The sequence below is a fragment of the Nocardia sp. NPDC052566 genome (genome assembly GCF_044547285.1).
Classification (GTDB): Bacteria; Actinomycetota; Actinomycetes; order Mycobacteriales; family Mycobacteriaceae; genus Nocardia.
In genome coordinates this window covers 553,927-578,969 of record NZ_JBIUAF010000005.1, presented here as the reverse complement: position 1 = coordinate 578,969, position 25,043 = coordinate 553,927, and the positions used below count along the sequence as shown (strand labels likewise).

26 protein-coding genes are annotated in these 25,043 nt (G+C 67.8%); 18 read left to right on the top strand and 8 right to left on the bottom strand.

Going from position 1 to position 25,043, the window contains the following annotated elements:
• Positions 1 to 13 precede the first annotated feature (13 nt).
• Positions 14 to 925 (top strand): SMP-30/gluconolactonase/LRE family protein, encoded by a 912-nt coding sequence (locus ACIG5A_RS27470; RefSeq protein WP_397245008.1) that lies wholly within the window; start codon positions 14 to 16, stop codon positions 923 to 925.
• A gap of 78 nt (positions 926 to 1,003) precedes the next feature.
• Positions 1,004 to 1,516, top strand: a complete 513-nt coding sequence (locus ACIG5A_RS27465; RefSeq protein ID WP_397245006.1) for a hypothetical protein — start codon at positions 1,004 to 1,006, stop codon at positions 1,514 to 1,516.
• Positions 1,517 to 1,564: 48 nt separating this feature from the next.
• Here the strand turns inward: ACIG5A_RS27465 and ACIG5A_RS27460 are convergent, their stop codons facing one another.
• Positions 1,565 to 2,527 carry an NADP-dependent oxidoreductase gene (locus ACIG5A_RS27460; RefSeq protein WP_397245003.1) on the bottom strand — a complete coding sequence of 321 codons (963 nt, stop codon included), beginning with the start codon at positions 2,525 to 2,527 and terminating at the stop codon, positions 1,565 to 1,567.
• A 70-nt stretch (positions 2,528 to 2,597) separates the two neighbouring features.
• Here ACIG5A_RS27460 and ACIG5A_RS27455 point away from each other — a divergent pair, with 70 nt between their 5' ends.
• Positions 2,598 to 3,578 carry a GlxA family transcriptional regulator gene (locus ACIG5A_RS27455; RefSeq protein WP_397245001.1) on the top strand — a complete coding sequence of 327 codons (981 nt, stop codon included), beginning with the start codon at positions 2,598 to 2,600 and terminating at the stop codon, positions 3,576 to 3,578.
• On the opposite strand, the gene ACIG5A_RS27450 is transcribed toward ACIG5A_RS27455, so the two are convergent.
• A complete protein-coding gene (locus ACIG5A_RS27450; protein ID WP_397244999.1) occupies positions 3,575 to 4,240 on the bottom strand; it encodes a peptidylprolyl isomerase in 666 nt (221 codons plus the stop codon). The two genes, ACIG5A_RS27455 and ACIG5A_RS27450, sit on opposite strands and share 4 nt — an antisense overlap.
• Before the next feature lie 152 nt (positions 4,241 to 4,392).
• Here ACIG5A_RS27450 and ACIG5A_RS27445 point away from each other — a divergent pair, with 152 nt between their 5' ends.
• Together ACIG5A_RS27445 and ACIG5A_RS27440 are read left to right on the top strand one after the other, a co-directional pair.
• A complete protein-coding gene (locus ACIG5A_RS27445) occupies positions 4,393 to 5,241 on the top strand; it encodes a hypothetical protein (RefSeq protein WP_397244997.1) in 849 nt (282 codons plus the stop codon).
• 248 nt (positions 5,242 to 5,489) lie between these two features.
• Positions 5,490 to 6,560 (top strand): cytochrome P450, encoded by a 1,071-nt coding sequence (locus tag ACIG5A_RS27440; RefSeq protein WP_397244995.1) that lies wholly within the window; start codon positions 5,490 to 5,492, stop codon positions 6,558 to 6,560.
• 129 nt (positions 6,561 to 6,689) lie between these two features.
• Here ACIG5A_RS27440 and ACIG5A_RS27435 read toward each other — a convergent pair whose 3' ends face one another.
• Positions 6,690 to 7,277, bottom strand: coding sequence for a TetR/AcrR family transcriptional regulator (locus ACIG5A_RS27435; RefSeq protein WP_397244993.1), 588 nt, complete (start codon positions 7,275 to 7,277; stop codon positions 6,690 to 6,692).
• Between the two features lie 95 nt (positions 7,278 to 7,372).
• On the opposite strand from ACIG5A_RS27435, the gene ACIG5A_RS27430 reads away from it, so the two are divergent.
• Together ACIG5A_RS27430 and ACIG5A_RS27425 are read left to right on the top strand one after the other, a co-directional pair.
• On the top strand, positions 7,373 to 8,488 hold the full coding sequence (locus ACIG5A_RS27430) for a hypothetical protein (protein WP_397244991.1): 1,116 nt from the start codon (positions 7,373 to 7,375) through the stop codon (positions 8,486 to 8,488).
• 2 nt (positions 8,489 to 8,490) lie between these two features.
• Entirely contained in the window at positions 8,491 to 9,522 is a 1,032-nt protein-coding gene (locus ACIG5A_RS27425) for a phosphotransferase family protein (protein WP_397244989.1), read from the top strand.
• 76 nt (positions 9,523 to 9,598) lie between these two features.
• On the opposite strand, the gene ACIG5A_RS27420 is transcribed toward ACIG5A_RS27425, so the two are convergent.
• The 3 genes from ACIG5A_RS27420 to ACIG5A_RS27410 all read right to left on the bottom strand — a co-directional run bounded on the left by ACIG5A_RS27420 (position 9,599) and on the right by ACIG5A_RS27410 (position 12,702).
• Positions 9,599 to 10,039 carry an RICIN domain-containing protein gene (locus ACIG5A_RS27420; RefSeq protein WP_397244987.1) on the bottom strand — a complete coding sequence of 147 codons (441 nt, stop codon included), beginning with the start codon at positions 10,037 to 10,039 and terminating at the stop codon, positions 9,599 to 9,601.
• A 260-nt stretch (positions 10,040 to 10,299) separates the two neighbouring features.
• Complete coding sequence (locus ACIG5A_RS27415) at positions 10,300 to 11,847, bottom strand: long-chain-fatty-acid--CoA ligase (RefSeq protein WP_397244985.1); 1,548 nt, start codon at positions 11,845 to 11,847, stop codon at positions 10,300 to 10,302.
• 27 nt (positions 11,848 to 11,874) lie between these two features.
• Positions 11,875 to 12,702: an SDR family NAD(P)-dependent oxidoreductase gene (locus ACIG5A_RS27410; RefSeq protein WP_397244983.1), complete on the bottom strand. Its 828-nt coding sequence runs from the start codon at positions 12,700 to 12,702 to the stop codon at positions 11,875 to 11,877.
• A gap of 247 nt (positions 12,703 to 12,949) precedes the next feature.
• On the opposite strand from ACIG5A_RS27410, the gene ACIG5A_RS27405 reads away from it, so the two are divergent.
• From ACIG5A_RS27405 to ACIG5A_RS27375, 7 genes are all read left to right on the top strand, one after another.
• The gene (locus ACIG5A_RS27405; RefSeq protein ID WP_397244981.1) at positions 12,950 to 14,746 is read left to right on the top strand and encodes an acyl-CoA dehydrogenase; all 1,797 of its coding nucleotides are present in this window, start codon (positions 12,950 to 12,952) and stop codon (positions 14,744 to 14,746) included.
• A gap of 84 nt (positions 14,747 to 14,830) precedes the next feature.
• On the top strand, positions 14,831 to 15,439 hold the full coding sequence (locus ACIG5A_RS27400) for a QsdR family transcriptional regulator (protein ID WP_397244979.1): 609 nt from the start codon (positions 14,831 to 14,833) through the stop codon (positions 15,437 to 15,439).
• 4 nt (positions 15,440 to 15,443) lie between these two features.
• Positions 15,444 to 16,145, top strand: a complete 702-nt coding sequence (locus ACIG5A_RS27395; protein ID WP_397244977.1) for a pyridoxal-phosphate dependent enzyme — start codon at positions 15,444 to 15,446, stop codon at positions 16,143 to 16,145.
• A gap of 207 nt (positions 16,146 to 16,352) precedes the next feature.
• Complete coding sequence (locus ACIG5A_RS27390) at positions 16,353 to 17,540, top strand: MarP family serine protease (RefSeq protein WP_397244975.1); 1,188 nt, start codon at positions 16,353 to 16,355, stop codon at positions 17,538 to 17,540.
• 224 nt (positions 17,541 to 17,764) lie between these two features.
• Positions 17,765 to 19,264 (top strand): carboxylesterase/lipase family protein, encoded by a 1,500-nt coding sequence (locus ACIG5A_RS27385; protein ID WP_397244973.1) that lies wholly within the window; start codon positions 17,765 to 17,767, stop codon positions 19,262 to 19,264.
• Positions 19,265 to 19,321: 57 nt separating this feature from the next.
• A complete protein-coding gene (locus tag ACIG5A_RS27380) occupies positions 19,322 to 19,906 on the top strand; it encodes a hypothetical protein (protein WP_397244971.1) in 585 nt (194 codons plus the stop codon).
• 76 nt (positions 19,907 to 19,982) lie between these two features.
• Positions 19,983 to 20,477, top strand: a complete 495-nt coding sequence (locus ACIG5A_RS27375) for a phosphoribosyltransferase (RefSeq protein WP_397244969.1) — start codon at positions 19,983 to 19,985, stop codon at positions 20,475 to 20,477.
• Here ACIG5A_RS27375 and ACIG5A_RS27370 read toward each other — a convergent pair whose 3' ends face one another.
• Positions 20,478 to 21,035: a MarR family winged helix-turn-helix transcriptional regulator gene (locus tag ACIG5A_RS27370; RefSeq protein WP_397244967.1), complete on the bottom strand. Its 558-nt coding sequence runs from the start codon at positions 21,033 to 21,035 to the stop codon at positions 20,478 to 20,480.
• Between the two features lie 68 nt (positions 21,036 to 21,103).
• Here ACIG5A_RS27370 and ACIG5A_RS27365 point away from each other — a divergent pair, with 68 nt between their 5' ends.
• Genes ACIG5A_RS27365 through ACIG5A_RS27355 form a run of 3 tightly spaced genes read left to right on the top strand, consistent with a single transcriptional unit; the run spans position 21,104 to position 24,048 of the window.
• The gene (locus ACIG5A_RS27365) at positions 21,104 to 21,676 is read left to right on the top strand and encodes a TetR/AcrR family transcriptional regulator (protein ID WP_397244965.1); all 573 of its coding nucleotides are present in this window, start codon (positions 21,104 to 21,106) and stop codon (positions 21,674 to 21,676) included.
• A complete protein-coding gene (locus ACIG5A_RS27360; RefSeq protein ID WP_397244963.1) occupies positions 21,673 to 23,082 on the top strand; it encodes an FAD-dependent monooxygenase in 1,410 nt (469 codons plus the stop codon). Before ACIG5A_RS27365 ends, ACIG5A_RS27360 begins: the two co-directional genes overlap by 4 nt.
• A 24-nt stretch (positions 23,083 to 23,106) precedes the next feature.
• On the top strand, positions 23,107 to 24,048 hold the full coding sequence (locus tag ACIG5A_RS27355) for an alpha/beta hydrolase fold domain-containing protein (protein WP_397244960.1): 942 nt from the start codon (positions 23,107 to 23,109) through the stop codon (positions 24,046 to 24,048).
• An 11-nt stretch (positions 24,049 to 24,059) separates the two neighbouring features.
• On the opposite strand, the gene ACIG5A_RS27350 is transcribed toward ACIG5A_RS27355, so the two are convergent.
• Positions 24,060 to 24,488: a nuclear transport factor 2 family protein gene (locus ACIG5A_RS27350; protein ID WP_397244958.1), complete on the bottom strand. Its 429-nt coding sequence runs from the start codon at positions 24,486 to 24,488 to the stop codon at positions 24,060 to 24,062.
• A gap of 44 nt (positions 24,489 to 24,532) precedes the next feature.
• Between ACIG5A_RS27350 and ACIG5A_RS27345 the strand changes: the two genes are divergently transcribed.
• Positions 24,533 to 25,039 carry a winged helix-turn-helix transcriptional regulator gene (locus ACIG5A_RS27345; protein ID WP_397244956.1) on the top strand — a complete coding sequence of 169 codons (507 nt, stop codon included), beginning with the start codon at positions 24,533 to 24,535 and terminating at the stop codon, positions 25,037 to 25,039.
• The last annotated feature ends 4 nt before the right edge of the window (positions 25,040 to 25,043 follow it).

Below are 25,043 nucleotides of genomic sequence, written 5' to 3'. Positions count from 1 at the left end.
TAGGTTGGGCGGAATGGGGATGTGGGTCAAAGGAATTCGACCGCTCTGGGCTGCCGTGACGATCGCGGCGTATACCGGCGTAGCCGCCACTCCGGTGCACGCCGCACCGCCCGCCGACTGTGGCGGCTGGCAGGTCGCCACCGTCGCGCAGGGACTCGGCGAGTTGGAGAATCTGGAACCCGATGGCCGGGGCGGATTCTATCTGTCCGGTAAATCGACTGTGTACCAGGTCGATTCCGCCGGACAGGCGCGAACGGTCGCCGACGACGTGGCCGCACCCGGCGGACTTCAACTCGCGGGAACCGGCCTGTATATCCTCACCCGCGGGGACGGGCAGCTGCGACGACTCGACCTCACCACCGGACAGCTGACGACTCCAGTGCCGCTGAGCGGCAACGGTTTGCTCCGGCTGCCGGATGGTGACCTGCTGACGACATGGGTGGGCACCGAAGGCGGCCCGTCGTCCGGCCTGACCCGCTATCGACACGAATCAGGAGTCGCCCAGCCCAATTGGGCGCCGGTACCGCGTGCGGAGGGGCTGGCGCTGAGCCCCGACCACCGCGCCGTCTACACCGATGACCTGTTCACCGGTCAGATCATTCGCGTCCCGCTCGATGCGCCCGATCAATGGACGGTGGTCGCGACCGTGCCGGGTCTTCCCGGCCTCGATGACCTCACCATGTCGCAGGCTGGCACGATCTACGCCGCCGCACACCTCGAGGGCACGATCCACCGCATCGACCCGGCCACCGGCGCGACATGCGTTATCGCCAAAGGTCTTTCGGGCGGCTGGACCGGGCCGAGTTCGGTGCGCATCGGGCCGGACGGCGACGGGTGGGCGCTCTACGCCACCCTCTTCGACGGCACGCTGCGCCGACTGCGCCCGCCGCCCGGCGTCGATCTCGCGCCGGTGTGGGCGGCGTGAGCACGGAGTGTTCGCTTGTAGGGTTGGGGCGGTGCCGGAGTAGGTCCGGACCGCCGTGTGGAGGAAGGGATAGCGGGGATGTCGGACGCGTCGGCCGAGGTGCTATTGGACGACTTCGAGAAGAAGGATCGGTGGGAGCTGGCGGGGGCGGGGGCGGACCGCACCCACATCACCACCTTCGCGGAGGGCGCGCCGAGCAAGCCGCTCGGTGTCTACCCCGACGGCGCGGCGGGCGCCGACTACCGCGCCCTTGTCCTGCTCGTCCGCTCGGCCGCCGACGATCTCGAGGTCGAGCTGGTGGCCAAGCCGGGCCGATCCATTACCGTCCCAGGGCAATTGAGCGCGCTGAACCTGTGGGTCCGGTCGCCCCACGCGGCGATCCGCGTCTCCGCGACGCTCGGCGACGACCGGACACTCCTGCTCGGCAAGGTCTCCGCGGACGGCGAGTGGCAGCGCGTCACCCACACCGCGGGCACGCCGATCGCCAACGCCACCCTCGTCGGCCTGAAGGTCCACCTGACCGACGTCGTCAAGCACGAGGGCGAGGTCATGATCCTCCTCGACGACCTCACCGCCCACACCACGCCCTAAGCTCGGTCATCGTGGATCAGCCCACGTCGGCACAGGCCCCGCCAGTGGTCAGTCGACGGTGAGGACCAGCTTGCCGACGGTGCGGTTGGTGTCGCCGAGCGCGTGCGCCTTGGCGGCGTCGGCGAGCGGGAAGGTGGCGGCGACGGCGGGGCGAAGGGCACCGGCTTCGGCGAGTTCGCGCAGGGCGTCCATGCCCGCGTGATCGGCCTCCACCAGGATGGCTTCGGCACGCACGCCCAGCTTTTCGGCCGCGGCGAACAGTTCCTCGGTGCCGGTCGGGCGAATAGATACCACGATGCCGCCGGGGCGCAGGGTCCGCAGTGACCGGATGGCGTGTGGCGTGTCGATGGGATCGAGCACCACGTCGATCTCGCGCACCACGTCGGCGAAATCCGTTGTCCGGTAGTCGAGTACCTCGTCCGCGCCGATGCCGCGCAGGAAGTCGTGATTGACCGCACTGGCCGTGCCGATCACATGCGCGCCGCACGCCTTGGCGATCTGGACCGCGAAGTGACCGACGCCGCCCGCCGCCGCATGGACCAGAACCCGCTGTCCTGCTTGGAGATTCGCGGTGTCGACCAGGGTCTGGTATGCGGTGAGTGCGGCCAGCGGAATGGCGGCCGACTGGACATGGTCGAGAGTGGCCGGTTTGCGGGCAAAGGCGCGCGCCGGTCCCGTGACGTACTCCGCGGCGGCCCCGTGCCGGTGCGGATAGGGCAGCATCCCGAACACCTCATCGCCCGGCTTGAACAGCGTGACGCCGTAGCCGACCGCCACCACTTCGCCGGACACGTCCCAGCCGAGGACGAACGGCGGCGCGGGCAGGAACAGGCCCGAGATGGCGCGATGCTTCCAATCCGTCGGGTTCAGGGCGGTGGCGCGCACGCGCACCAGGATCTCGCTCGGTCCCGGCACCGGCACCGGCAGCTCGATCTCGTGCAGCACCTCCGGTCCGCCGAGTACGTCCTGGCTGATGGCTCGCATGGTGGTGGGGATCGTCGATTCGCTCATGCCCTCCAGCCTGCCGGTGGCCGACCGATCAGAAAATGGCAGGATTGCCATTATTCGATATGATCGCGCCATGCAGACCGAGGACTTCCAGCCGCATCGGGTCGTCGTCTTGGCTCTCGACGGCGTGTATCCGTTCGAACTCGGTATCCCCCATCGCGTATTCGGCACCGCGGAAGGCCGATATGAGATCCGCACCTGCTCGGTGGACGGTCGCCCGGTGCGCACCAGCTCCGATTTCGATATCGCGGTGGCGCACGACAGTTCGATCCTGGAGTCCGCCGACACGGTGGTCATCCCGCCCTGCGACGTCCAGTCGATTCTGGATAATGGTCTGCCCCAAGCGGTTTCGGATGCCCTGTCCCGAATCCGGCCGGGAGCCAGGCTCGTCTCCATCTGCACGGGTGCGATCGCCGTCGCCGCCATGGGCCTGCTCGAAGGCCGCCCCGCCACCACCCACTGGATGGTCAGCGAGGACTTCCGCCGCGCCTTTCCCCGCGTGGCGCTGGATCCCGATGTCCTCTACGTCGACGACGGCGACCTGCTCACCTCGGCCGGGGCCACCGCGGGAGTGGACCTGTGCCTGCATCTGATCCGCCGCGACCACGGCAGCGAGGTGGCCAATATGGTGGCGCGCCGCTGCGTGATCCCGCCGTGGCGCGAAGGCGGCCAGGCCCAGTTCATCGAGCAGCCGCTGCCCCCACCGTCGGCCGCCGGTACCGCCGCCGCCCGCGACTGGGCACTGGCGAACCTGCACGACCCGCTCACCATGACCGATCTCGCCGCCCGTGCCCGCATGAGCGGCCGCACCTTCGCCCGCCGCTTCCGCGACGAGGTCGGCATGAGCCCCGGACGCTGGCTCATTCAGCAGCGCGTCTTCCGCGCCCGCGAACTCCTGGAATCCACCGACCTGTCGGTGGAGACCATCGCGGGCGAGGTCGGCTTCGCCACGGGCACCTCACTGCGCCAGCACCTCCACGAGGCCATCGGCGTCTCGCCCCTGGCCTACCGCAAGACCTTCCGGACCGACGCGGCCTCCGCGGCGGGGGTCTAGCTCAGGCGGGCACTCGTGATGGTGATCGGGGCGGCGGGTTCACCGTCGCGGGGGCCGCGCTCAGTGGGGGTGATGCCCGCGGCGACCATGCGGTCGAGGACGTCCATTCCCTGCACCACCTGACCGAGGACCGAGTAGTCGGCGGGGATGTTGGCGAAGGAGTGGACGATGAAGAATTCGCTGCCGTTGGTGCCGGGGCCCTGGTTGCCCATCGCGACGGTGCCGCGGCCATAGGTTTCGGTGCCGTCGACCTCGTCGGGGAATTTGTAGCCGGGGCCGCCCATTTCGACTTCGTAGATGTCGCCGCACTGCAGAACGCCGAGGCGCGCACTGTCGGTGAGCCGCCAGCACTGGCTCTGATCGTAAAACCGTTGCAGCACAAGGCTCGCCATATTCTGCACCGCACACGGCGCCGCACCGGCCCTGTTGAGCCGCACGGTCACCGGCCCGTAGTTGAACTGGAACGTCACATCGGCGGTCCCGAACCCGAGCGCCACCGGCAGCGGCGGCCGCACCGGCCGCGCCGCCGGATTCTCCGGCGTCGGCGTGAACGCGCACAACGTCACCGGCGCGGGCGCGGCCGTTGCCACCGAACTCCCGGCCACCAGTCCGGACAACGACAACATCACGACACCGAACGCGGCGGACCAGCGGGTCTTCATAGCCAGCAAACTAACCCAATCCCCCGCCCCCCACCCCGAAAACCATCCCCTCATCCCACTACTGTCCCCACTGAGCACCTGGCAGATCCACGCCATCCACCAGCAGCGCCCCTGCGCGGGGCGGATGATCACGGCGGTTCATACTGTGCCGCATGGCGCGATTCTCGCTCGGCCGATCAGCCACCGCGGCGGTGCTCACCGTCGCGGCGGTCGCATGGGTGTTGTATCTGGCGCTGAAGGATCACGATCAGCTCCTGCTGTGGTTCGGCTTGATCGGACCGCTCGCAGGTCTGTTCGGCGTGTTCTTTTCCGTCTATCACCTACGCCCCGACGAGGAGAGCGCCCCTCCTCGAACGCCCCCTGAGTCGACCATTGATCGTGCTACCCAGAAGGCATCGATCAAATCTCTGTTCAACCGCGGCGACGTCTTCCAGATCCTGGTCCAGCAACCCGCACCGGATCCCAAGAACGACAGGCGATTCCCTGTGTGGCTCACGGTGGGGATCGTGGTTTCCTGGGTCGTCACCGGGATCCTGGTGGGTGCGGCAATCGGTCCCGACCTGCGCCTACGGCACAACGCATCGTCCGGCGCCGTGCCGCCACAGAACCTCCCCATCGATCCGGGGATGTCCCAGCCGACGCCCGCACCTGGAGCAGCTGTCACCCCACCCGTAGGACATCCCTGCGTCAAACCGTGCAGGCGTATCCAAGCCAAGGTCGGCACATCGGTCGATGCCGACCCCGGCGGTGGCGACGGAACACCGGATCTCCGGCTGGTGGATGCCGACAACACGCTGCCCACCAACGGCGCCGGAATCATCCCCGTCGAGCCGGGCCCGCTCGATGCCCGCCTGTGCCCCGCGAATACGAACTCGTACAGCAAGGTCGCGATCGCCACACCGCCTATCGCCATGTGTTTGGTGACCAGCGCCGGACAGCGAATCATGTTCATCCGCTTCCACACAGACGAAGTGGACGACTTGGTGCTCGCCGAGCCGTAACATCCTCGCGCCCAGGCGGCTACTGGTCGCGCAGCTCAGGTAATCGCCGAAATACCTTCGCGTGCACCATTATCCGGACCGACAGATGGTTCGCCAGGCCGGGTGAATGGCAAATGTGTGCCATGGGGCGATGCCGCTGAGCGACCTACGCTGGCGACATCCCGCGAATACGTGGGAGGAATCGTTCGAGGGGCAGGACGATGGGTATCGGGGTAATGCGCGGGTTTCGGCGAGATCCGTTGGGGTTCATGGAGACTCTGAGCCGGCGGGCGCCGGGTGGGGTGTTCCGGCTGCCGTGGGGCGGTGCCTGCGTGAGCGATACAGCTTTGGCGCACAAGGTGTTGCACGACCGCGCTTTCAACGATGGCGGGTCCGGATTCTTCGGGACGGTGCTGCCGTCGCGGGCGGCGCAGATCGATCTCGGCCGGGCCGTTCGCCGTGTCTTGCGTTCGCGGATGGGCGAATTCCGTCAGCAGTTGGTGTCGGCGGTGGCCGAGCTGCCCGTGGCGAGCCGTTGGCCGATGACGGGAAACGAGCTGGCGTTTCGGTCCACGGCCGATCTGATGCTGCGGCACAACAGTTCCCCCGCCTTGCTGCGGTTGATGGGACGGTCCGCCCGTGCCGGGCTGATCCGGCCGCCACGGATCCGGCAGCGCGCCTGGGCTGAAGTGTTGAGCGCCAGGCTGTTCGAGGCGGTGACCGAGCAAGTGCGCGCTCGCCGCGAAACCAGCGCGGGCGAACCGGAGGATGTGCTCGACGCGATCATCCATGCCTGCCCGAGCGACATCGCCGACCGGCGAGTGGCCGACCTGTATGTCTTGATGTTCCGGTCGATCGTGGGAACAGTCGCCTACTCGGTGGCCTGGTCACTGCTGCTCGGCGGCCTGCACCGGCCGGGCGCCGAGTGGCCCTGGTCCGCCGAGTGGGTGGTGCGCGAGGCGATGCGGCATCGCCCGGTCGTCTGGATGGTCGGCCGCCCCGTCCCCCACGCCGCCGAATTCGGTGGCATCGCCTTCGAGTCCGGCGACATGCTGTCGGTCAGCCCATACCTGTTGCACCACGACGCATCCCAGTGGACCGAGCCCGGTGTGTTCCGGCCCGAACGCTGGGGCGATCCCGACGGCCGCGGCCTCTACCTGCCGTACAGCGCCGGTCCGTTCACCTGCGCGGGCGCGGCGGTGGCGCACACCCTCGTCACCGAGACGGTCGCCGCGATCGCCGACGGCGCCCGCCTGCGCGTCACCGGCGGCGACCTGCGCCCGATCGTCACCAACGCCGCGGCGCCACGACCGTTCACCCTGTACCGCGAAAGGAGGTGAACAGCCATGATCGCTGTATTGCGCCGAGTCATCGGTAACAAGCCGGCCCGTTTCTGGAACATCAACCACACGTGGTGATTCCGCCGAGGTGATGGCCCGAACCCCGAAAGGTGTTCGGGCCGTCCGGCTTTACGCCCCGGTGGCGATCAGGGCCGCGAGGGCGTCGGCGGTTCTGGCACAGAAGGTTTCGGCGTCGGCCATACCGTGGGTGAGTCCGCGGAGCGTGGTCCGCGCCACCAGGATTTCGAAAACCAAGTCCGTGGTGGCGGATTCGGCGGGGACGGCCGAGGCGATGCGGGCGGTGAGGGCTCGGCGGGCGGGGAGGTCGGCCCGGTCGTGCAGGGCTCGGTAGCGGGCCGGGTCGTGATGGTAGGCGGAGAGCAGGCCGGGGAGGGCGGCCCGGGTGGCGGGTTCGGCGATGCGCGCGAGGAAGACGTGGGCCCAGGCGGTCAGATCGGCGTGCAGGTCGTCGGTTTCCTCGGGGAGCCAAGGGGTTTCGGAGCTGAAGACGGCGTCCTCGATCAGCGCGTCCTTACCGGGCCAGCGACGGTAGATGGGGGCGGTGCCGACATTCGCGCGGCGGGCAACGGCGGCGATGGTGGTCTCCTGGTAGCCGACTTCCGCCAGGAGGGCGCGGGCCGCGCCGAGCACGGAGCGATCGATCTGGGTGTCGCGCGGGCGGCCTGCGGCTGCCCTGGCGGCGGCGGGAGAGGTCACACGACGGAACGTACCAGGCGGAAATCCCGAAACCAAATACGTTGCGGTGTGCAACGTAATACATTGGCCGGGCACGTCAGAGGAAGGGAGTTCCCGTGCTGGTTCCTGAGGACGAAATGTTGTGTCACCAGCTGGCTTCGACGTTCGACCACGTCGCGCAGAGCGATCTGCGATGGACCGAGCGGGTCGTCATGTACGGCTTCGACACATCCGGCGAGATCAGCGTGATGACCGGGCTGGCCCGGTATCCGAATCGCAATGTGATGGACGCCTACGCGATGGTCACGATCGGCGGCAAGCAGGCGAAGGTGGTCCGGCTCGCCACCGAATACCGCACGCCCGGAGCGGCATTGGGCGCGTGGAGTGTCGGTCCCTACACCTACGAGGTGACCGAACCGCTGCTGTCGACCCGGGCGACCCTGGCGCCCAACGAGCACGGCCTGAGCCTGCGGCTGGACCTGCACGGCGACTTCCCGGCCTACGAGCAGACACCCGCCTTCCACCGCTCGCGCGGCCGGGTCCGCGAGGACGCCCGGCGCTACTACCAGAACGGAACGGTCACCGGCTGGCTCGACATCGACGGCAGGCGCATCGATATCGATCCGGACCAGTGGTGGTTCGGCCGCGACCACTCGTGGGGCGTGCGGCACGGTCCCGGCGGCGGCAGCCTGAGCGAGGGCGAGGGCCTCCAGCCCACCGAGGCGCCCGACGGGGTGCTGTACTACATGGGCATCTTCCAATTCGAGGACGAGCTGGTGCATTTCGCGCAGCGCGAGACCAGCACCGGTGAACGCTGGCAGTTCGAGGGTGAGGTGCTGTATCCGATCGCCACCGGTCGTGATTCGACGCCGATCATCGATGTCGAACACGAGCTGCGCTTCGAACCCGACCTGCGGGTGATCTCCGGCGGCACCTTCACCGTGCACCGTGCCGACCGGCGGACCTCGGTGATCGAGGTGCGCCCGAGCTGCCGTTTCTGGCCCGGCTTCGCCGGCTACCACGAATACCGCGGCTATGCGTCCGGCATGTGGCGCGGCGCCTCGTTCAGCGACGGATTCACCGTCGATACGGGCGATCTCGACCAGGTCCGGCCGATCAGCCTGCTCAGCGAATCGCTGTGCGAGGTGCGCATGGGCGACAAGGTCGGGCACGGCCTCGTCGAAATGGTATGCGTGGGCAGGTATCCGCGCTACGGCTACACGGGGTGGTGACGATGCCCGAACGTCCCGCACCCGACCGAATCCCGCCCCTACTGGAATCGGCTATCCGCCAACGGATTCCGGACGCACAGCAGGCGAAGATCGTCGACTGGCAGCGCTCGGCGCATGGGTTCGCCTCCGATACCTACCTGTTCACCGTCGAAGGCATCGGCGACGAGCCGACGGGCCTCGTCTTCCGCCGGCCGCCCGAGGTACCGCTGTTCCCCGACTACGATCTGCGCCGCCAGTTCGTCGTGATGAAACGTCTTGCGACGACGGATATCCCGGTGCCGACCCTGCGCTGGATCGATACCGATCCCGGCGCGATCGGCAGCCCGTATCTGGTTATGGATCGCATCGACGGTGGTCGCACCCCGAGCGACGTTCCGCCGTACCACGAACAGGGCATGTACTTCGACGCCGAACCCGCCGATCGGACGACCATGTGGTGGGGCTGCCTCGACACCATGGCCCGGCTGCACAAGCTGGACCCGGCCGCGCTACGGCTGGACTTCCTTCGGCTGCCGAAGTTCGGCGCCGAACCCGTCGAGCAGGCGGTGCACTACCTCGACTGGGCGGTGCACTGGGCGAGCCCGCGGATTCCGGACACCATCGAGCTCGCGATCGCCTGGCTGAAGGACAACCTCTACCAGCCGGAGCATCTCACCCTCTGCTGGGGCGACGGCAGGCTGTCGAATATTCTCTACGCCGCGGACTATTCGGTCCTCGGCGCATTGGATTGGGAGGTCGCCTATCTCGGTGACCACGAATTCGATCTCGCCTGGCTCCTGCTCACCGACTGGGTGTCCAGCGAATTCCTCGGCAAGCCGCGCCTGCCCGGCACACCGAGCCGCGAGGAAGCGATCGCACGATACGAGGCCGCCACCGGCTGGGCGGTACGACGGTTGCGTTTCAACGAAATTCTCGGCGCGGTACTACTTTCCGTTGCGCTGCTGCGCATCCAGACCTATCTGAATATGGGCGATCTCTCCGCGGTCTGCACAGCCAGATTGGACCAATTACTCGCCACCGGCTCCACGAAATAATCCCGCCGCACCCTGCCGCGGCACGAACACCGCGCCGCAGCAGGGTGGCCGGGGTATTTTCAGGAGTGGAAAGGAGTTACTTCTCGATGAACATCCACTGTTGCCTGACATTGTTCGGGAAGTCGATCAACATATCGACGACCATCTCGGCGCCCTTATCGGCTCTGTCATCCCTGGCGCTGAGACAGACCTTGGGATCGTAGGGCATCAGGTAGTCGTAATTCGAGGCCCAGAGCTGGTTGATCGAGGTCGGCGGCTCACGGCGCTGGGTCTGCACGACGAACGTGCCCGGCCTGATCTGACCGCCGCCACTGACACCCTTCACCGTCAGGCAGCGGCCGCTCTTCCGGTTGATGAGGAATCCGTTCTCGTACCGCCAGAGCTGATTGTCGTTATCGCTTTCCTTTCGCTCCCAGAGAATAATGGGCGCCCCCTCCTCGACGCTGCCGTCCTTCACATCCAGCACCAGACCGCTGAATACGTTCTGGATGAAGAACTCACCTTCGGGGAATGTCATGATGGATCACCTTTTTCGTGCGCAATTGTCACGGCCGAGCGGCAGCTCGGCTGATATCAGGATGTTCATCGATGAACTCGGCCACATGGCCTCGCGAAATCCGGCCGGGGTGGCCGACCGTACCGGGCGACATCAGCACCCTTGTCGGCGAACTGATCACCCGTACCAGAAATTCTAACGCCGAACCGATTGCGCGTCAGCGGATTTCGCACAACGAGGGGCACAGACCGAAAAGTCTGTGCCCCTCGGCGCGGTTCACCTCAGGAAACCTGGGTATCCGTTTCGTCCCAGAACTGCTTGCGCAGTTCGCGTTTGAGGATCTTGCCAGCACCCGAGATCGGCAGCGCGTCGACGAACGCCACACTGCGCGGCACCTTGTAGTTCGCGATCAACTCCTTGCAGTGATCGTGAATCTCCGCCTCGCTCACCGTCTTTCCCGGCAGCGTCACGATCACCGCGTGCACCCGCTCACCCCACCGCGGGTCGGGAATCCCGATCACCGCGCACGAGGCCACCGCGGGGTGGCTCGCGACGGCGTTCTCCACCTCGATGGAGTACACGTTCTCACCACCGGTGATGACCATGTCCTTGAGCCGGTCGACGATGAAGACATACCCCTGCTCGTCCATCCGGCCGCCGTCGCCGGTGTGCATCCAGCCGTCGCGCACCGCGGCGGCCGTTTCCTCGGGCTTGTTCCAGTAGCCCAGCATCACGTTGTCGCCCTTGGCCACCACCTCGCCGACGGTGCCGCGCGGCACCTCGTTGCCGAATTCGTCGACCACCCGCACCTCGACATGCGGCGCGGCGCGGCCCGCGGCCCTGCGCAGTTCCGGCCTGGCGTGGTCGGCGGGCGAGAGCAGGGTGGCGATCGGCGACAGCTCGGTCATCCCGTAGGCCTGGGTGAATCCGGCCGCCGGAAACGCCTTCATGGCCCGCTCCAGCACGGCCTCGGAGATCGGCGACGCGCCGTAGACGAACTGGCGCATACTGCTCAGGTCGTAGTCGGCGCGGTCGGGATCGTCGACCAGCATCTGAATCATCGTCGGCACCAGCAGCCCATCGGTGGTCCGATGTTCGGAGATGGCCCGCAGCACACCCTTCGGGGTGAACATCGGCACCGTCACGTGGGTGACACCGGCGAGATTGCCGACGGTCCACAGCGCGAAATCCGCGGCATGGAACATCGGCGCCGCGTGCAGCAGCCGCCCACCCTTGGACAGCACGAATCCGGTGGCCAGCGAACCCATTCCGGAGGCGACGACGTTGTTGTGGCTGAGCATCACACCTTTGGGATGCCCGGTGGTGCCGCCGGTGTAGAACACGCCGAGCAGTGCGTCGCCGCCGGTGCGGGTGTCCTCGATCGGCTCGTGCCCGGCGATGAGCTGCTCGTAGGACAGTGTCTCCGAAGGCTGTTCGCCGTCACCGAGGAATATCACCGCGCGCAGCCCGTCGAAGCCCGCCCGGATCGGCGCGATCGCGGTGGCGAACGCGTCGTCGACCAGCAGCACCGAGGTGCCCGAATCCCGCAGCGAATAAATGATTTCCGCCGGGCTCCAGCGGATGTTCACCGGGTTCACCACCGCGCCGAGCCAGGCCACCGCGAGGTAGTACTCGTGATAGCGGTCGGAGTTCAGCGCGAGAATACCGACGCGATCGCCCTGCTCGATGCCGAGCTCGCGCAGCGCGCCCGCGAATCTGGCGATCCGGTCGGCGGATTCGGCGACGGTGCGCACGCGATCACCGCAGATGGTCGCGATATCGCCGGGCCGCTGCTGAACGGCGCGGTGCAGGGACTGGGTGAGATACATGAGTGTTCTTTCGTGCCGTGACCGAGCTCAGAGATTGAATCCGCCGCCGCAGACCAGGGTTTGCGCGCTGACGTAGTCGGATTCGGGAATGCAGAACAGGTACACCGCGCCCGCGGCCTCGCTCGGCGTGCCCGCGCGCCCCAGCGGGATCATCTGCTCCATCGCGGACAGCAGCTGCGGGTTGACCCCGACCTTGATCTCCTTACCCTGCACGTCGATGGTGCCGCCGCCCGCGGGCTGCGCGGTGAGCCTGGTCTTGATCATGCCGAACGCGACGCTGTTGACGGTGACGTTGTAGCGCCCCCACTCCTTGGCGATCGCCTTGGTCAGCCCGATGATGCCGGCCTTGGCGGAGGAGTAGTTCGCCTGGCCCGCATTGCCGCCGGTGCCCGCGAGCGAGGAGATGTTGACGACCTTGCGGCACGGCACCGGCTCCCCCGCCTCCTTGGCCCGCCGCACCAGCCCGCTGATCACCGGCTGTGCGGCGCGCAGGATGCGGAACGGGGCCTTGAGGTGCACGTCGAGGATGGCGTCCCACTGCTCGTCGGTCATCTTCTGGATCACCGAATCCCAGGTGTAACCCGCGTTGTTGACGATGATGTCGAGGCCACCGAACTGTTCGACGGCGGTGGCGACGAAACGCTCGGCGAAGTCCGCGTCGGTGACGCTGCCGATGCACGACACGGCTCGCCCACCCGCGGCCTCGACGGCGGCGACGGTCTCCTTGGCGGGTTCGGCGTCCATATCGTTGACAACGATCGCGGCGCCCTCACTCGCCAGCTTCAGCGCGATCTCGCGCCCGATGCCACGGCCGGAGCCGGAGACGATGGCCACCTTGTTGTCCAGAGTTCCCATGGGGCAGTACCTTTCAGCGGGCGGGCGCAGCCCGTCGGAGCGCCGCCGACCGCGTCCACCTGGGGCGAAATTCACCGCAAGTATTGCCCGCCGCCGTCGATTCCGGAGCCGAATTCCCGGGAAACATCCCGAACGGTCGCTCGGTCGCCCGGTGGGCCGTTTGAGACGAAACCCAGTGCGTGTATCGTCTGAATCGACTGTGACCCCCGCGACAGCGGCGACCATGTCCCGAAAGGATTCGCCCCGGATGCGTTCCACCCTGCTCTCACGGCGCGACCTGGACTTTCTGCTCTACGAGTGGCTGAATGTCGAGGAACTCACCAAACGCGCACGGTATGCCGATCACTCGCGCGAGACGTTCGACGACATCCTCGAGCTCAGCGAGCAACTCGCCACGAAATACTTTGCGCCGCACAACAAGCGCAACGACGCCGAGGAACCGAGTTTCGACGGCGAGCGGGTCACCCTGATCCCGGAGGTCGCGACGGCGCTCACCGCGTTCGCCAAGGCCGGACTCGTCGGCCCGACACTGGACTACGACCTCGGCGGCGCGCAACTGCCGACCACGATCGCGCAGGCCGGCGCCGCGTGGTTCATGGCGGCCAACGTCGGCACCGTCGGCTACGCCTTCCTCACCACCGGCAATGCGAATCTGATTGTCGCGCACGGCAGCTCGGACCACGTCGACCGATATGTGCGCCCGATGCTCGACGGCCGCTTCTTCGGCACCATGTGCCTGTCCGAGCCACAGGCCGGTTCCTCGCTGGCCGACATCGTGACCAGGGCCGAACCGCAGCCCGACGGCACCTACCGGCTTTTCGGCACCAAGATGTGGATCTCCGGCGGCGATCACGAAATGGGCGAGAACATCGTGCATTTGGTGCTCGCGAAGATTCCGGGCGGGCCCGCGGGCACCAAGGGCATCTCGCTGTTCATCGTGCCGCGCTTCCTGGTCGAGGACGACGGCAGCATCGGCGAGCGCAACGATGTCGCGCTGGCGGGCATCAACCACAAGATGGGCTACCGCGGCACGGTCAATACGCTGCTGAACTTCGGAGAGGGCCGCCGCACTCCCGGCGGCGCGCCCGGCGCGGTCGGCTACCTGGTCGGCGAGGCGCACCACGGCCTGACCTACATGTTCCACATGATGAACGAGGCGCGGATCAGCGTCGGGCTCGGTGCGGCCGCGCTCGGCTACACCGGATATCTCAAATCGCTCGACTATGCGCGCACCCGCCCCCAGGGCCGGTCGAAAGCGGCGCGCGATCCGCTGAGCCCGCAGGTGCCGATCGTCGAGCACGCCGATGTCAAGCGAATGCTGCTGGCGCAGAAGGCTTATGCGGAGGGCGCGCTCGCGCTGGTGCTGTACTGCGCGCGCCTGGTCGATCTGCAGCGCACCACCGACTCCGAGGAAGAGCGGCGCACGCTGTCGCTGCTGCTCGACCTGCTCACCCCGATCGCCAAGAGCTGGCCGTCGCAGTGGTGCCTGGAGGCCAACAGCCTCGCCATCCAGGTGCACGGCGGCTACGGCTACACCCGTGAATACGATGTGGAACAGCACTATCGCGACAACCGGCTCAACCCGATCCACGAGGGCACTCACGGCATCCAGGGCCTGGATCTGCTGGCGCGCAAGGTGACCCAGCAGGGCGGCGCCGGTCTGGTGGAGTTCGGCGCCAGGATCGCCGCGACGGTCGCCGCCGCGAATACGGCAGGCGGCGAGGCGGCCGCGCTTGCGGCCCAGCTGGATTCGGTCTGGCAGCGAACGGTACAGGTCACCGCGGGACTGTTCGCATCGGGCGATATCGAGGCCGCGCTGGCCAACAGCACGTACTATCTGGAGGCGTTCGGTCACCTGGTGATCGCCTGGATCTGGCTGGAGCAGTTCGTGGCGACCGGCACCGCGACCGAGGACTTCCACGAGGGCAAACGGCAAGCGGCACGGTACTTCTTCCGCGTCGAACTACCCAAGACCGGGCCCGCGCTCGACCTGCTCGCCGGATCGGATCCGACCACCCGCGAGATGCGCGACGCCTGGTTCTGAGCGGCTTGCCGAAGTCGGGGTCGTAAGATCGTCTCGACCCCGACTTTGTTCGGTACATACCCCAGTGGATGTATCATTCGTCGGGTGACCCCCGCGCAGCGAACGCCGTCCCGCTCCCCCGGCAGGCCCGCGTCGGCTACCCGCGAGGAGGTGCTCGAACTCGCCAGGCAGTCGTTCATGGCCGGTGAACGCGTCGATGTCCAGGCCATCGCGGCCCGGCTCGGTCTGAGCCGCGCCTCGGTCTACCGCTGGTTCGGCTCCCGCGACGGACTGCTCGGCACGGTGATGGCCATCGAATACGAGACCATGATCGCCAAGGCGGACGCCAAATGCCGCAGCACCGGCGGCGAGCGCATCATCGACGTGCTCGATCGCGTCGCACGCTGGCTGGTGGCGAGCACGGCATTCCGCCACTACTTCGAGAACGAGCCGATCTCCGGCCTGCGCGTGCTGACCACCGAGGACGGCCCGGTCCAGCCGCGGGTCATCGCGGCAACCGACCAGCTGATCGCCCGCGCCGAGGCCGAGGACGGCTACCGGCCGCCGCTGGACCGTGCCCTGCTCGCCTACACTCTGGTGCGCCTGTGCGAGGCATTCCTCTACAACGACTCCGTCGCCGGTATCCGCGGCGATATCGACCGGCTGCGCGCGGTATCCATCGCCCTGCTCGGCCTCGCCGATCACCGGAGGTGACACCGTGCCCGATTCCCAACTGCACCAACGCTTCCCCGAGCTCGCGACCTCGCTGCCGTTCCTGCGCCTCGGCGCCGCGACCCCGGTCCGCGAGCTCGCGCTCGGCACCCGTAATCCGCTGTGGTGCAAGGACGACGGCGCCTACGGTGACGGCGGCTACGGGTTGCGCCTGCCCTACTACCTCCCGGTGGGCGGCTCCAATCCCATTGGCGCGCTCGGATATGTCGAAGGCGCGCTCGAGCTCGCCGCCCAGATCGCCTCGGGCGCACTGCCGGAGCCGGCGCGGGTGGTGACCGCGGTCGGATCGGGCGGTACGGCGGCGGGTCTGGCACTCGGCCTGCGCATTGCCGGATTGCGCACGCGCGTCCTCGGCGTCGTCGTCAACGACACCCTCCCGCTCGACGCGCCCGATATCGTCGCGCTGGCCAACCGGTCCGCGGACGTACTCCGCTCCCGCGGTGCACAACTCGACATCGACCCCCTGCGCCCGGACGACGTGACAATGGTCCGCGACTGGCTCGGCCCCGGCTACGGCCACGAGACCCCCGAAGCGGTCACCGCCCGCACTCGCGCCGCCACCGCCGGGTTGCGCCTGGAAACCGTCTACACCGCAAAAGGCCTGGCCGCCGCCCTCGACCTCGACACACGCGCGAACCTCGGCGACGGCCCACTACTGCTCCTCAACACCTACGGCCCGCGCCCCTGAGAGAGGGTTTCGAAGTACGGCAGCAGTTAGCGGCACGGGAACTCTTTCGACCCTCCTTAGTCCACATCCTTTGTCGTAGCTTCACACCCGTACAAAGGGTGTGCACCTTGTGCAAGGGGTGTGTGGTTGTGGGGGCGTCGCGGGATCGCTGGGGCCGCTTACCATGGTCGGCGGACCAGGTGATGTCGGGCTACCGGGAGAACGCCGTTGACGCTGTCGAATTGGCTCGATCTTGTGGTGCTGGCGGGGACTGTGTTCGCCGGCTTTCTGGGGTGGCGACGCGGCGCGATCGTGGCCGTGCTCGGGTTTCTCGGTGTGGTCGGCGGCGGAGTCGCCGGGACGCTGATCGCCGCCGGGTTGCTGCCGCATGTCGCCGCGGGCCCGGGCCGGTTGCTGATCGTGGTGACGCTGTTGGTCGGGGTCGTCGCGGCCGGGCAGGCCGTCGGCGATCGGCTCGGCCTGGCTTTGCGCGCGACGGTGCGCGGGCGGGTAGTTCAGCGCGTCGACGCGATCGCGGGCAGCGGCGTCCAGGCGCTCGCCGTACCGCTCACGGTCTGGCTGCTCGCTGTGCCGTTGGCCGCCGCGCAACCGGGACTGGCCGCGGGGCTGCGCGATTCGCGCATCGTGCGGGCGGTCGACGGCGCCGCGCCGTACTGGCTGGCCGGTCTGCCGAGCGAGCTCGCCGGTCCGTTGCGCGAGTCCGGTCTGGCCGGCGCCGACGACTGGACGCGACCCGAGTCGGCTTCATCGGCCGCGCCACCGAATCGGGCGGTGCTCACCGGCCCCGCTCCGGCGAACCTGCAGCGCAGCGTGCTGCGAATCCACGATATCGCGGGCGAGTGCGAGCGACGCCTCGCCGGAACGGGTTTCGTCCTCGCACCCCAGCGAGTGCTCACCAATGCGCATGTGGTCGAGGGCGCGACCGAGGTTTCGGTCGACACCCCGGACGGACCGCGAGCCGCGACCGTCGCGGTCTTCGATCCGTCGATCGATATCGCGGTGCTCCACGTGCCCGGCCTCACCGCACCGGCCGTCACGGTCGCACCACAACCGCTCGATCCCGGCGCCGACGCCATCGTCGTCGGCTATCCCGAGGGCGGGCGCTACACCGCCGCAGCGGCACGCGTGCGCAGCAGGGACGTCCGTCCGGTCCCCGACATCTACCGCTCGACGACCGTCTCCCGGCAGCTCTACGCGGTCTCCGCGCCGATCCGATCGGGCAATTCGGGTGGCCCACTGATCGATACACAGGGCCGAGTTCTGGGCGTCGTCTTCGGCGTCGACCCGGATAACGCACACATCGGCTACGCAATGAACCTCAGCGAGGTACTCGACCGCCTCGCCGACCGCGTCAACTCCGACCGACCCGTTTCCACCGGCCCCTGCCAACGATGAGGTGGGGATCGTACAGCCGACCCGAATCCACCCGCACCCCTTGACTTCCCGCATACCGTTTCGCCTGCGAGCAGCCGGGCACCGATCACGCCGGTCGCACCGGCCGGCTTGGATACGCACCTAGCCAACCTAACGAACGCGGTGGCGGCCGTGGCGCGCGTGTGAGATCTTCGACGGGCCTGGTTGATTGACGAGCGGCGGCTGGGCCGCCGACAGGAGTTCCGATGGACGCACCAGTTATCGCCCTGCCGCAAGGCAAGATCCGTGGCCTGCGCACCGATTCGGTCAGCGCGTTCCTCGGCATCCCCTACGCCGCGGCGCCGGTCGGCCCGGCACTGTTCCAGGCGCCCGGACCGGCGCCGACCTGGGACGACGAGCGTGACGCCACCCGATTCGGTCCCACCGCACCGCAATTGGGCTACGGGCCGCCGACCGAGGACATTCTCGAGAACCCGATCATCGAGGGCGGCGAATTCCTGAACCTCAATGTGTGGACCCCGGATCCGGGCGGATCCGGCCTGCCCGTCCTGGTCTGGATCCACGGTGGCGCTTACCGATTCGGCTCCAGCGCGGTCTCGATGTACGACGGTCGCGCCTTTGCCCGCGACGGCGTCGTGCTGGTCAGCATCAACTACCGGCTCGGCGCGATCGGCTACGCGCTGCTCGACGACGCACCGGCCAACCGCGGACTGCTCGATCAACTGGCCGCGCTGCGCTGGGTGCGCGACAACATCGCCGCGTTCGGCGGCGACCCGGACCGGGTCACCGTCGCGGGGGAATCCGCGGGGTCGATGAGCGTGGCCGACCTGTTCGCCGCGCCAGGGGCGGCCGGGCTGTTCCAGCGCGCGATCATGCAGAGCAGCGATGGCAAGGTCGCCTCGCTGCCCGAGGACGCGCGCCGCGTCGCCGCCGATCTCGCCGAGCGGCTCGGCATCGCCACGACCACGGCCGAATTCGGCGCGGTCGAGGTGCCCACCTTGTTGAAGACCGAGCGCGCGCAGGTCGGCGAGTTCGCCATCAGTCAGACCGCCGCGCGCTGGGGCGCCTCCGTCATCGCCGCGGGCAAGGGCATCATGCCTTTCACTCCCGTCATCGATGGCGCGAGTCTGGTCAGCAGTCCCCTCGACGCGATCGCGGCGGGTGCCGCACGCGAGATCCCCCTACTGGTCGGCGCGAATGCCGACGAATCCCGGCTGTTCACCGCCCCGCCGGGACTCACAGCGACGCTCCCCGCCGAAACCCTCGCCGGCTACGCCGCCGTCGTCGGCCTCTCGCCCGACGACGTGGCGGTCTACACGGCCAACCGCCCCGATGCCACGCCCGGTGACATCTTCTCCGCGATCATGTCCGACCAGACGTTCCGTGTCCCGACCACCCGGATGGCGCAGGCGGCCACCGCCGCGGGCGGTACCGCGCACGTCTACGAATTCGCCTGGCAGACGACCCATCTCGGCCTGCGCGCCTGTCACGCGCTGGAGATCCCGTTCGTCTTCGACACGCTGTCGAGCCCGGGCATGCCCATGATGACCGGCACGGACGTACCACCTCAGCAGGTAGCCGACGATATGCACCGCACCTGGGTCGAATTCGCCAAGGGCAATGCACCGGACTGGCCCGCCTATGACGCACAGGCCCGCACGGTGATGGTTTTCCAGAGCCCGCGCTCCGCGGCTGGGCCACTGCCCCGCGCCGACGAGTTCGACCGCTGGGAAAACGTGCTCTGAGCGAATCTTCGGCGACCGGGAAAATGATCCCATGACGCGAGGTGCGAGTATTGGCCCATGGCCAGCGATGACACGGACAACGACGCCACCCCGAAGACAGCCGCCGCGCCCGCCGGTCGCCGGATCTCGATCCGGGTGTCCACCATCGTCACCGCCGTCGCCATGGCGGCACTGCTGATCGCGACGATCACCTTCGCCGCGCTCTACTTCACCACCCGCGCCGACCTGACCGGCCGCGACGACCGCGCCGCCGACGACGCGCACGCCGAACAGGTCGCGATGGACTACGCCGTCGGCGGCTCGACCATCGACTACCGCGATATCAAGGGCTGGGTCGCCCGGCTGAAGACGAACACCACCCCGGAACTGGCCGCGAAATTCGACGCGACCACCTCCAGCTACGAACAGATCGTCGCCCCGCTGCAGTGGGTCTCCAAAGCGACACCGATCAAGGCGGTGGTGATGTCGGAGTCCGGCGGCGTATACAAGGTCGATGCCTTCCTCGACACCGAGGTGACCAATCTGCAGACACCGCAGGGCGGCCGGGTGACGCTGAACTACGAGGTCACCGTGGACAAGAATCGCGGCTGGAAGATCACCGAAGCGGGCGGCGGACTCTACGGCGCGCTGTCGGGCAAGTAGCGACTCGGCGGCAGCGCCGCGCATAGCCGGACGTATGCTCTCCTGCGCAGCGGTGTCGATGAGGATGGAGGGTCCGATGGCGGATCGGGAAGTGCTGACCTGGGATTTGTTCGGCTCGGCGAGCCGGGAACTGGCGACGACGATCGCCGAGGACGGCTTCGAGCCCGATCTGATCCTGTCCATCGCGCGCGGCGGGCTGTTCGTCGCGGGCGCACTCGGCTACGCACTCGACGTGAAGAACCTGCACGTGATGAACGTTGAGTTCTACACCGGCATCGATCAGCGCCTCGACCTGCCCGTCATGCTGCCGCCGGTGCCGCAGGCGGTCGATCTGGCCGGCGCCACCGTGCTGGTCGCCGACGATGTCGCCGATACCGGCGCCACCCTCAAGCTGGTCCGCGACTTCTGCGAGGACCACGTCAAGGAGGTGCGGTGCGCGGTGATCTACCAGAAGCCGCGCTCCGAGGTGGACTGCGAATACGTCTGGCGCCACACCGACCGCTGGATCAACTTCCCGTGGTCGACCGAGCCGCCGGTGGTGCAGCGTCAGGTCAAGGTCCTCGACGCCTGACTAGCGCTCGGCGACAATGGTTTCCAGCCTGGCGCCGAGCACGTTCACCTGATCGCGCAGTGCGATGAGCGTTTCGAGCGGGTAATCGATGGCATTGAACACCGATTCGATCATGTCGCGCGCCTGATGGCGCAAGGCTAGGCCCGCCTCGGTGGCGCACAGCTCCACCGCGCGCCGATCGTGCGGGCTGCGCACGCTCTCCACCAGGCCGTGCGCCTGCAGGCGCTGGATCAGGGGCGACACCGTGCCGTAGTCGAGGCGCAGCCGCTCACCCAGTTCCTTCATCGTGATGCCTGGGCGTTCCCACAGCACCAGCAGCGCCAGATACTGCGGATAGGTCACTTCCATCGCCTCGAGGAAGGGCCGGTAGGCCGCGGTCATCGAGCGCGAGGTGGAATACAGTGCGAAGCACAGCTGGGAAGCGAGCGAGAGCAGGTCGGGGTGTGCGGCCGCTCCGATTCGCACCTCTGATTCTTGATGCGCGTCTTCGGGCATAGCCCACTCTATCGCAGCGAAATCGCCCTTTTTCGAGTGTTTTTGCCGTGCAACACCATCCACTGCCCGGTTCGCACCGAAGAGATCGATAAACGCTTGAAGTGTACGAAACCGTTTCGTACACTTCGAGAGTGGTTCGAGGACAAGAAAGAGTCGACGCGATCCTGACGGCCGCGCTCGACCTCGTCGCCGAGCGGGGATATCCCGCGCTCACCGTCGATGCCGTCGCCGAGCGGGCCAAGGCGAGCAAGGCGACGATCTATCGCCGATGGCGCGGGAAAGCGGAGCTGATCAAGGCGGCGCTCGACGCCTACGACGCCGATCACAACGCGGCGATCGAGGACACCGGCACGCTGCGCGGAGATCTGATCGCGGTACTGGAAGCCCTGCGCGCGAAATCGTCGGAGCGGTTCACCGCGATCGTCGGCGGGCTGGCGGCGGCCATGCGGCACGACGCGGAACTGGCCGCCGCCCTGCGCGAGCACATCGAGAACGAGGAACTCTCCCCGTTCCACGACGCGCTTGTCCGCGCGATCGAGCGCGGCGATCTGCCCGCGGACACCGACGCCGAACTCATCCACGACGTCGCGGAGGCAATGATCCAGCGCCAGTTGCTGATCGGCGCCGGTTTCGACGACCACTTCATCGGCAGGCTCGTCGACGACGTCCTGCTCGTCTTGCTCTACCGGAAGGAACAGTCATGACCGTCTTGATCGTCGGGGCGGGGCCGACGGGACTCACCCTGGCCTGCGACCTGGCCCGGCACGGGGTGCCGTGCCGCGTGGTCGACAGGGCGACCGGCCCGTTCATCGGCTCACGAGCCAAGGGGCTGCAGCCGCGCACCCTCGAGGTGTTCGACGATCTGGGGATCATCGATGCCGTGCTGGCCAATGGTGAGCCGTTTCCGAAATTCCGCCTGTACCAAGGGCAGGAGGCGGTGTGGGAGCGCACCGTCGCCGACATGCTCGGCGTGCCCGCGCCGACGGCCACCCCCGCCATTCCCTACCCCGATGCCTGGCTGATCCCACAGTGGGTGACCGAGCGGATCCTGCGCGAGCGGTTCCTCGAACTCGGCGGAAGTATCGAGTGGAACACCGAGATAGTCGATGTCACACAAGATTCCGCCGGGGTCGTCGCGCACACCGCGACCGGTGCCGACCACACCGCGGCCTATCTCGTCGGCGCCGACGGCGGCCGCAGCACGATCCGCAAGGCGCTCGGGGTCGGTTTCGACGGCGACACACTCGATTCCGAGCGCACGCTCATCGGCGACGTGCGCGCCGATGGCCTGGACGGCCGTTTCTGCCACATCCTCACGGCGGCCGGGAACATCGGCGAACGGTTCTCGCTGTGGAACCTGCCCGGTAGCGAGTACTACCAGTTCGTCGCCTCGATGGCGGCGGACGACGTGCCGGAGCTGACGCTGGACGCGGTACGGCGGCTGTGCCGCGAACGCTCGGGCCGCACCGATGTCGAGCTGCACGACCTGCGCTGGATCTCGCTGTACCAGGTCAACATTCGCATGGTCGACCGGTTCCGGGTGGGACGGGTGCTGCTGGCGGGCGATGCCGCGCACGTCCATTCCTCGGCGGGCGGACAGGGTTTGAACACCGGGGTGCAGGACGCCTACAACCTGGGCTGGAAGCTCGCCGCCGTTCATCGGGGCGCGGATCCGGCGCTCCTGGAAACCTATGCGGCCGAACGGATGCCGGTCGCCGCCGAGGTCCTCGGCCGCACTACCCAGCTGCACCGGCAAGATTTCCGCGGCGGGTCGGCGGCGCCTGCCATTCACCAGCTCGATATCACCTATCGGGGCGGTCCGCTCGCGGTCGACGACCGCACCGACCCCGGCACGCTGCGCGCGGGCGACCGGGCGCCGGATGGCGTCTTGCCGGACGGCACAAGGCTTTTCGACGCCTTCCGCGGACCCGACTACACCGTCCTCGCGTTCGAGGCTCCCGTCGACGAGTTCTCCGTTCCCGCGGTCGCCCTGTCGGCGTCCGACGGTTACGACGTCGCGCCGGGCAGCTACGTGCTCGTCCGGCCCGACGGGCACGTCGGCGTGATCAGTCGATCGGCCGCGGCCGTGCACAAGTACCTGTCTCGCTGAGACGCTCTCCCAGGGAAGAACGAAATGCCAAGTATCAGAGCACACCTGCTGTCGATCATGGTCAAGGGGATGCGCGTGCGCCGCACGTGGGACGGTGCCGAGCGGATCGAGCGGGCTGTCGCCGCGGATCGCAAGAAGGGTCCTACCAGGCCGCCGCGCGCGCTCGTGGCGCGAATGTCGGTGCGCGAAGCGGAATTCGACGGGCGACGCGTCTATATCGTCGGCCCGCGTACCGGAGATGGCCATCGGCAGGTGCTCTACCTGCACGGCGGCGGATGGTCCATCTCGATCACCGATCCGCACTGGCAGCTCATCGCGAAGCTCGTCCAGCGGCTGGGCTGCACGGTGACCGTGCCGATGTACCCGCTGGCGCCCGAGCACACCGCCGAGGGCGTCTTCGCCTATCTGCTGCCGCTGTACGCGGATCTCGTGAACCGTTGGGGCGCAGGCGCTCTGACCGTGATGGGCGACTCGTCCGGCGGCAACGTGGCGCTGTCGCTGGTACTGCAGGCAAGGGCGCGCGGACTGCCACAGCCCGGGCGAATAGTTCTGCTCTCCCCGTTTCTGGACGCGACGCTCACCGACCCGCGGATCGCCGAGCTGGACCGGACCGACTCGATCATCACCGCGCGCGGGCTGCGAGCGTTCGCCGACAGATACGCCGGTGGGCTGGATCCGGGCGACCCGATCGTCAGCCCGCTGTTCGGGAACCTCGACGGTCTCGCGCCCGTCGCCGTCTTCACCAGCACCAGCGAGATCCTCAATGCCGACGCACACCTGTTGCGGCAGGCGGCATCCCGCGCGGGATTCCCGCTGACGTGGCACGAGTATCCCGGCATGCTGCATGTCTGGCCGCTGTTTCCGATTCCGGAGGCCGACCGCGCCATCGATCAGATGGTCGAGTTCATTACCGGCGGACCGCGCGAATCACTTACCGCGCATGAGGATTCGGCTGGTCGCCCATAGAGCAATGACGCTCAGGCGGGTGTTCGCGCCGCGTCCTGCCTGCGCAGTGCCGCATCGAGCGCGAGGGTGTCCTCCAGTACCAGGTCGTCGGTCAGGCGACCCCAGCGCAGGGTGAACCATTGGATCGCGGTGTTGCGGTAGGGCGTTCCGTCGGCGAGGGTGCCACGCACCCGTAGCCGCGCCGCCACCGTGGTGTGCCACGGCCAGCCGTTCGCGATGACGTCCTCGAGCTCGAGCCGGATACCTGGCAGGTGTCGCTCGAAAGTGTCGAACCAGTCGCGGAAGGCTTGGCGCCCGCGCACGTCCGCACCGAGCGGGGTGTCACCGAGAAAGCGGAATCGGATATCGGGCGCGGCCATGGCGACGGCCGCGCCGAAGTCGCCCGCGCCGGCGCGGCGCCATGTTCGCCGGACCAGGGACCGCACGATAGCGTGATACATATACTGAAGCTAACCTGCTGACTTGCTTCTAGCAAGGGACTGATATGGCAAGAACGGACTTCGGCCGGATCGCGTGCTCGATCGCTCGCTCGGCCGCGATCGTCGGCGATGCCTGGGCGCTGCTTGTGCTCCGGGATGTCGCCGTCGGGCTGCACCGATTCGACGAGATCCAACAGGATCTGGGCATCGCGACGAACGTGCTGAGCGACCGGTTACAGCGGCTCGTCGATGCCGATGTGCTGCACCGCCATCGCTACGCACAGCAACCGGACCGTTTCGACTACGTCTTCACCGAGAAGGGCCGGGACCTGCTGCCCGCCCTGCTCGCGCTGATGGCATGGGGCGATCGATGGGAGGCAGAGCCGGCGGGACCACCGCTGCTGCTGCACCATCGCGACTGCGACCACACCACCCAGGCCGCGGTGACCTGCCGTCAGTGCGGGGACGACCTGACCGCGGAGTCGGTGGAATACCGGCCGGGTCCCGGCGGGCGCAGCGCACCGGGTACCGCGCGAATCGCGGGGCTGCTCAAGACTTCTCCCCCTGAGTAGGCGT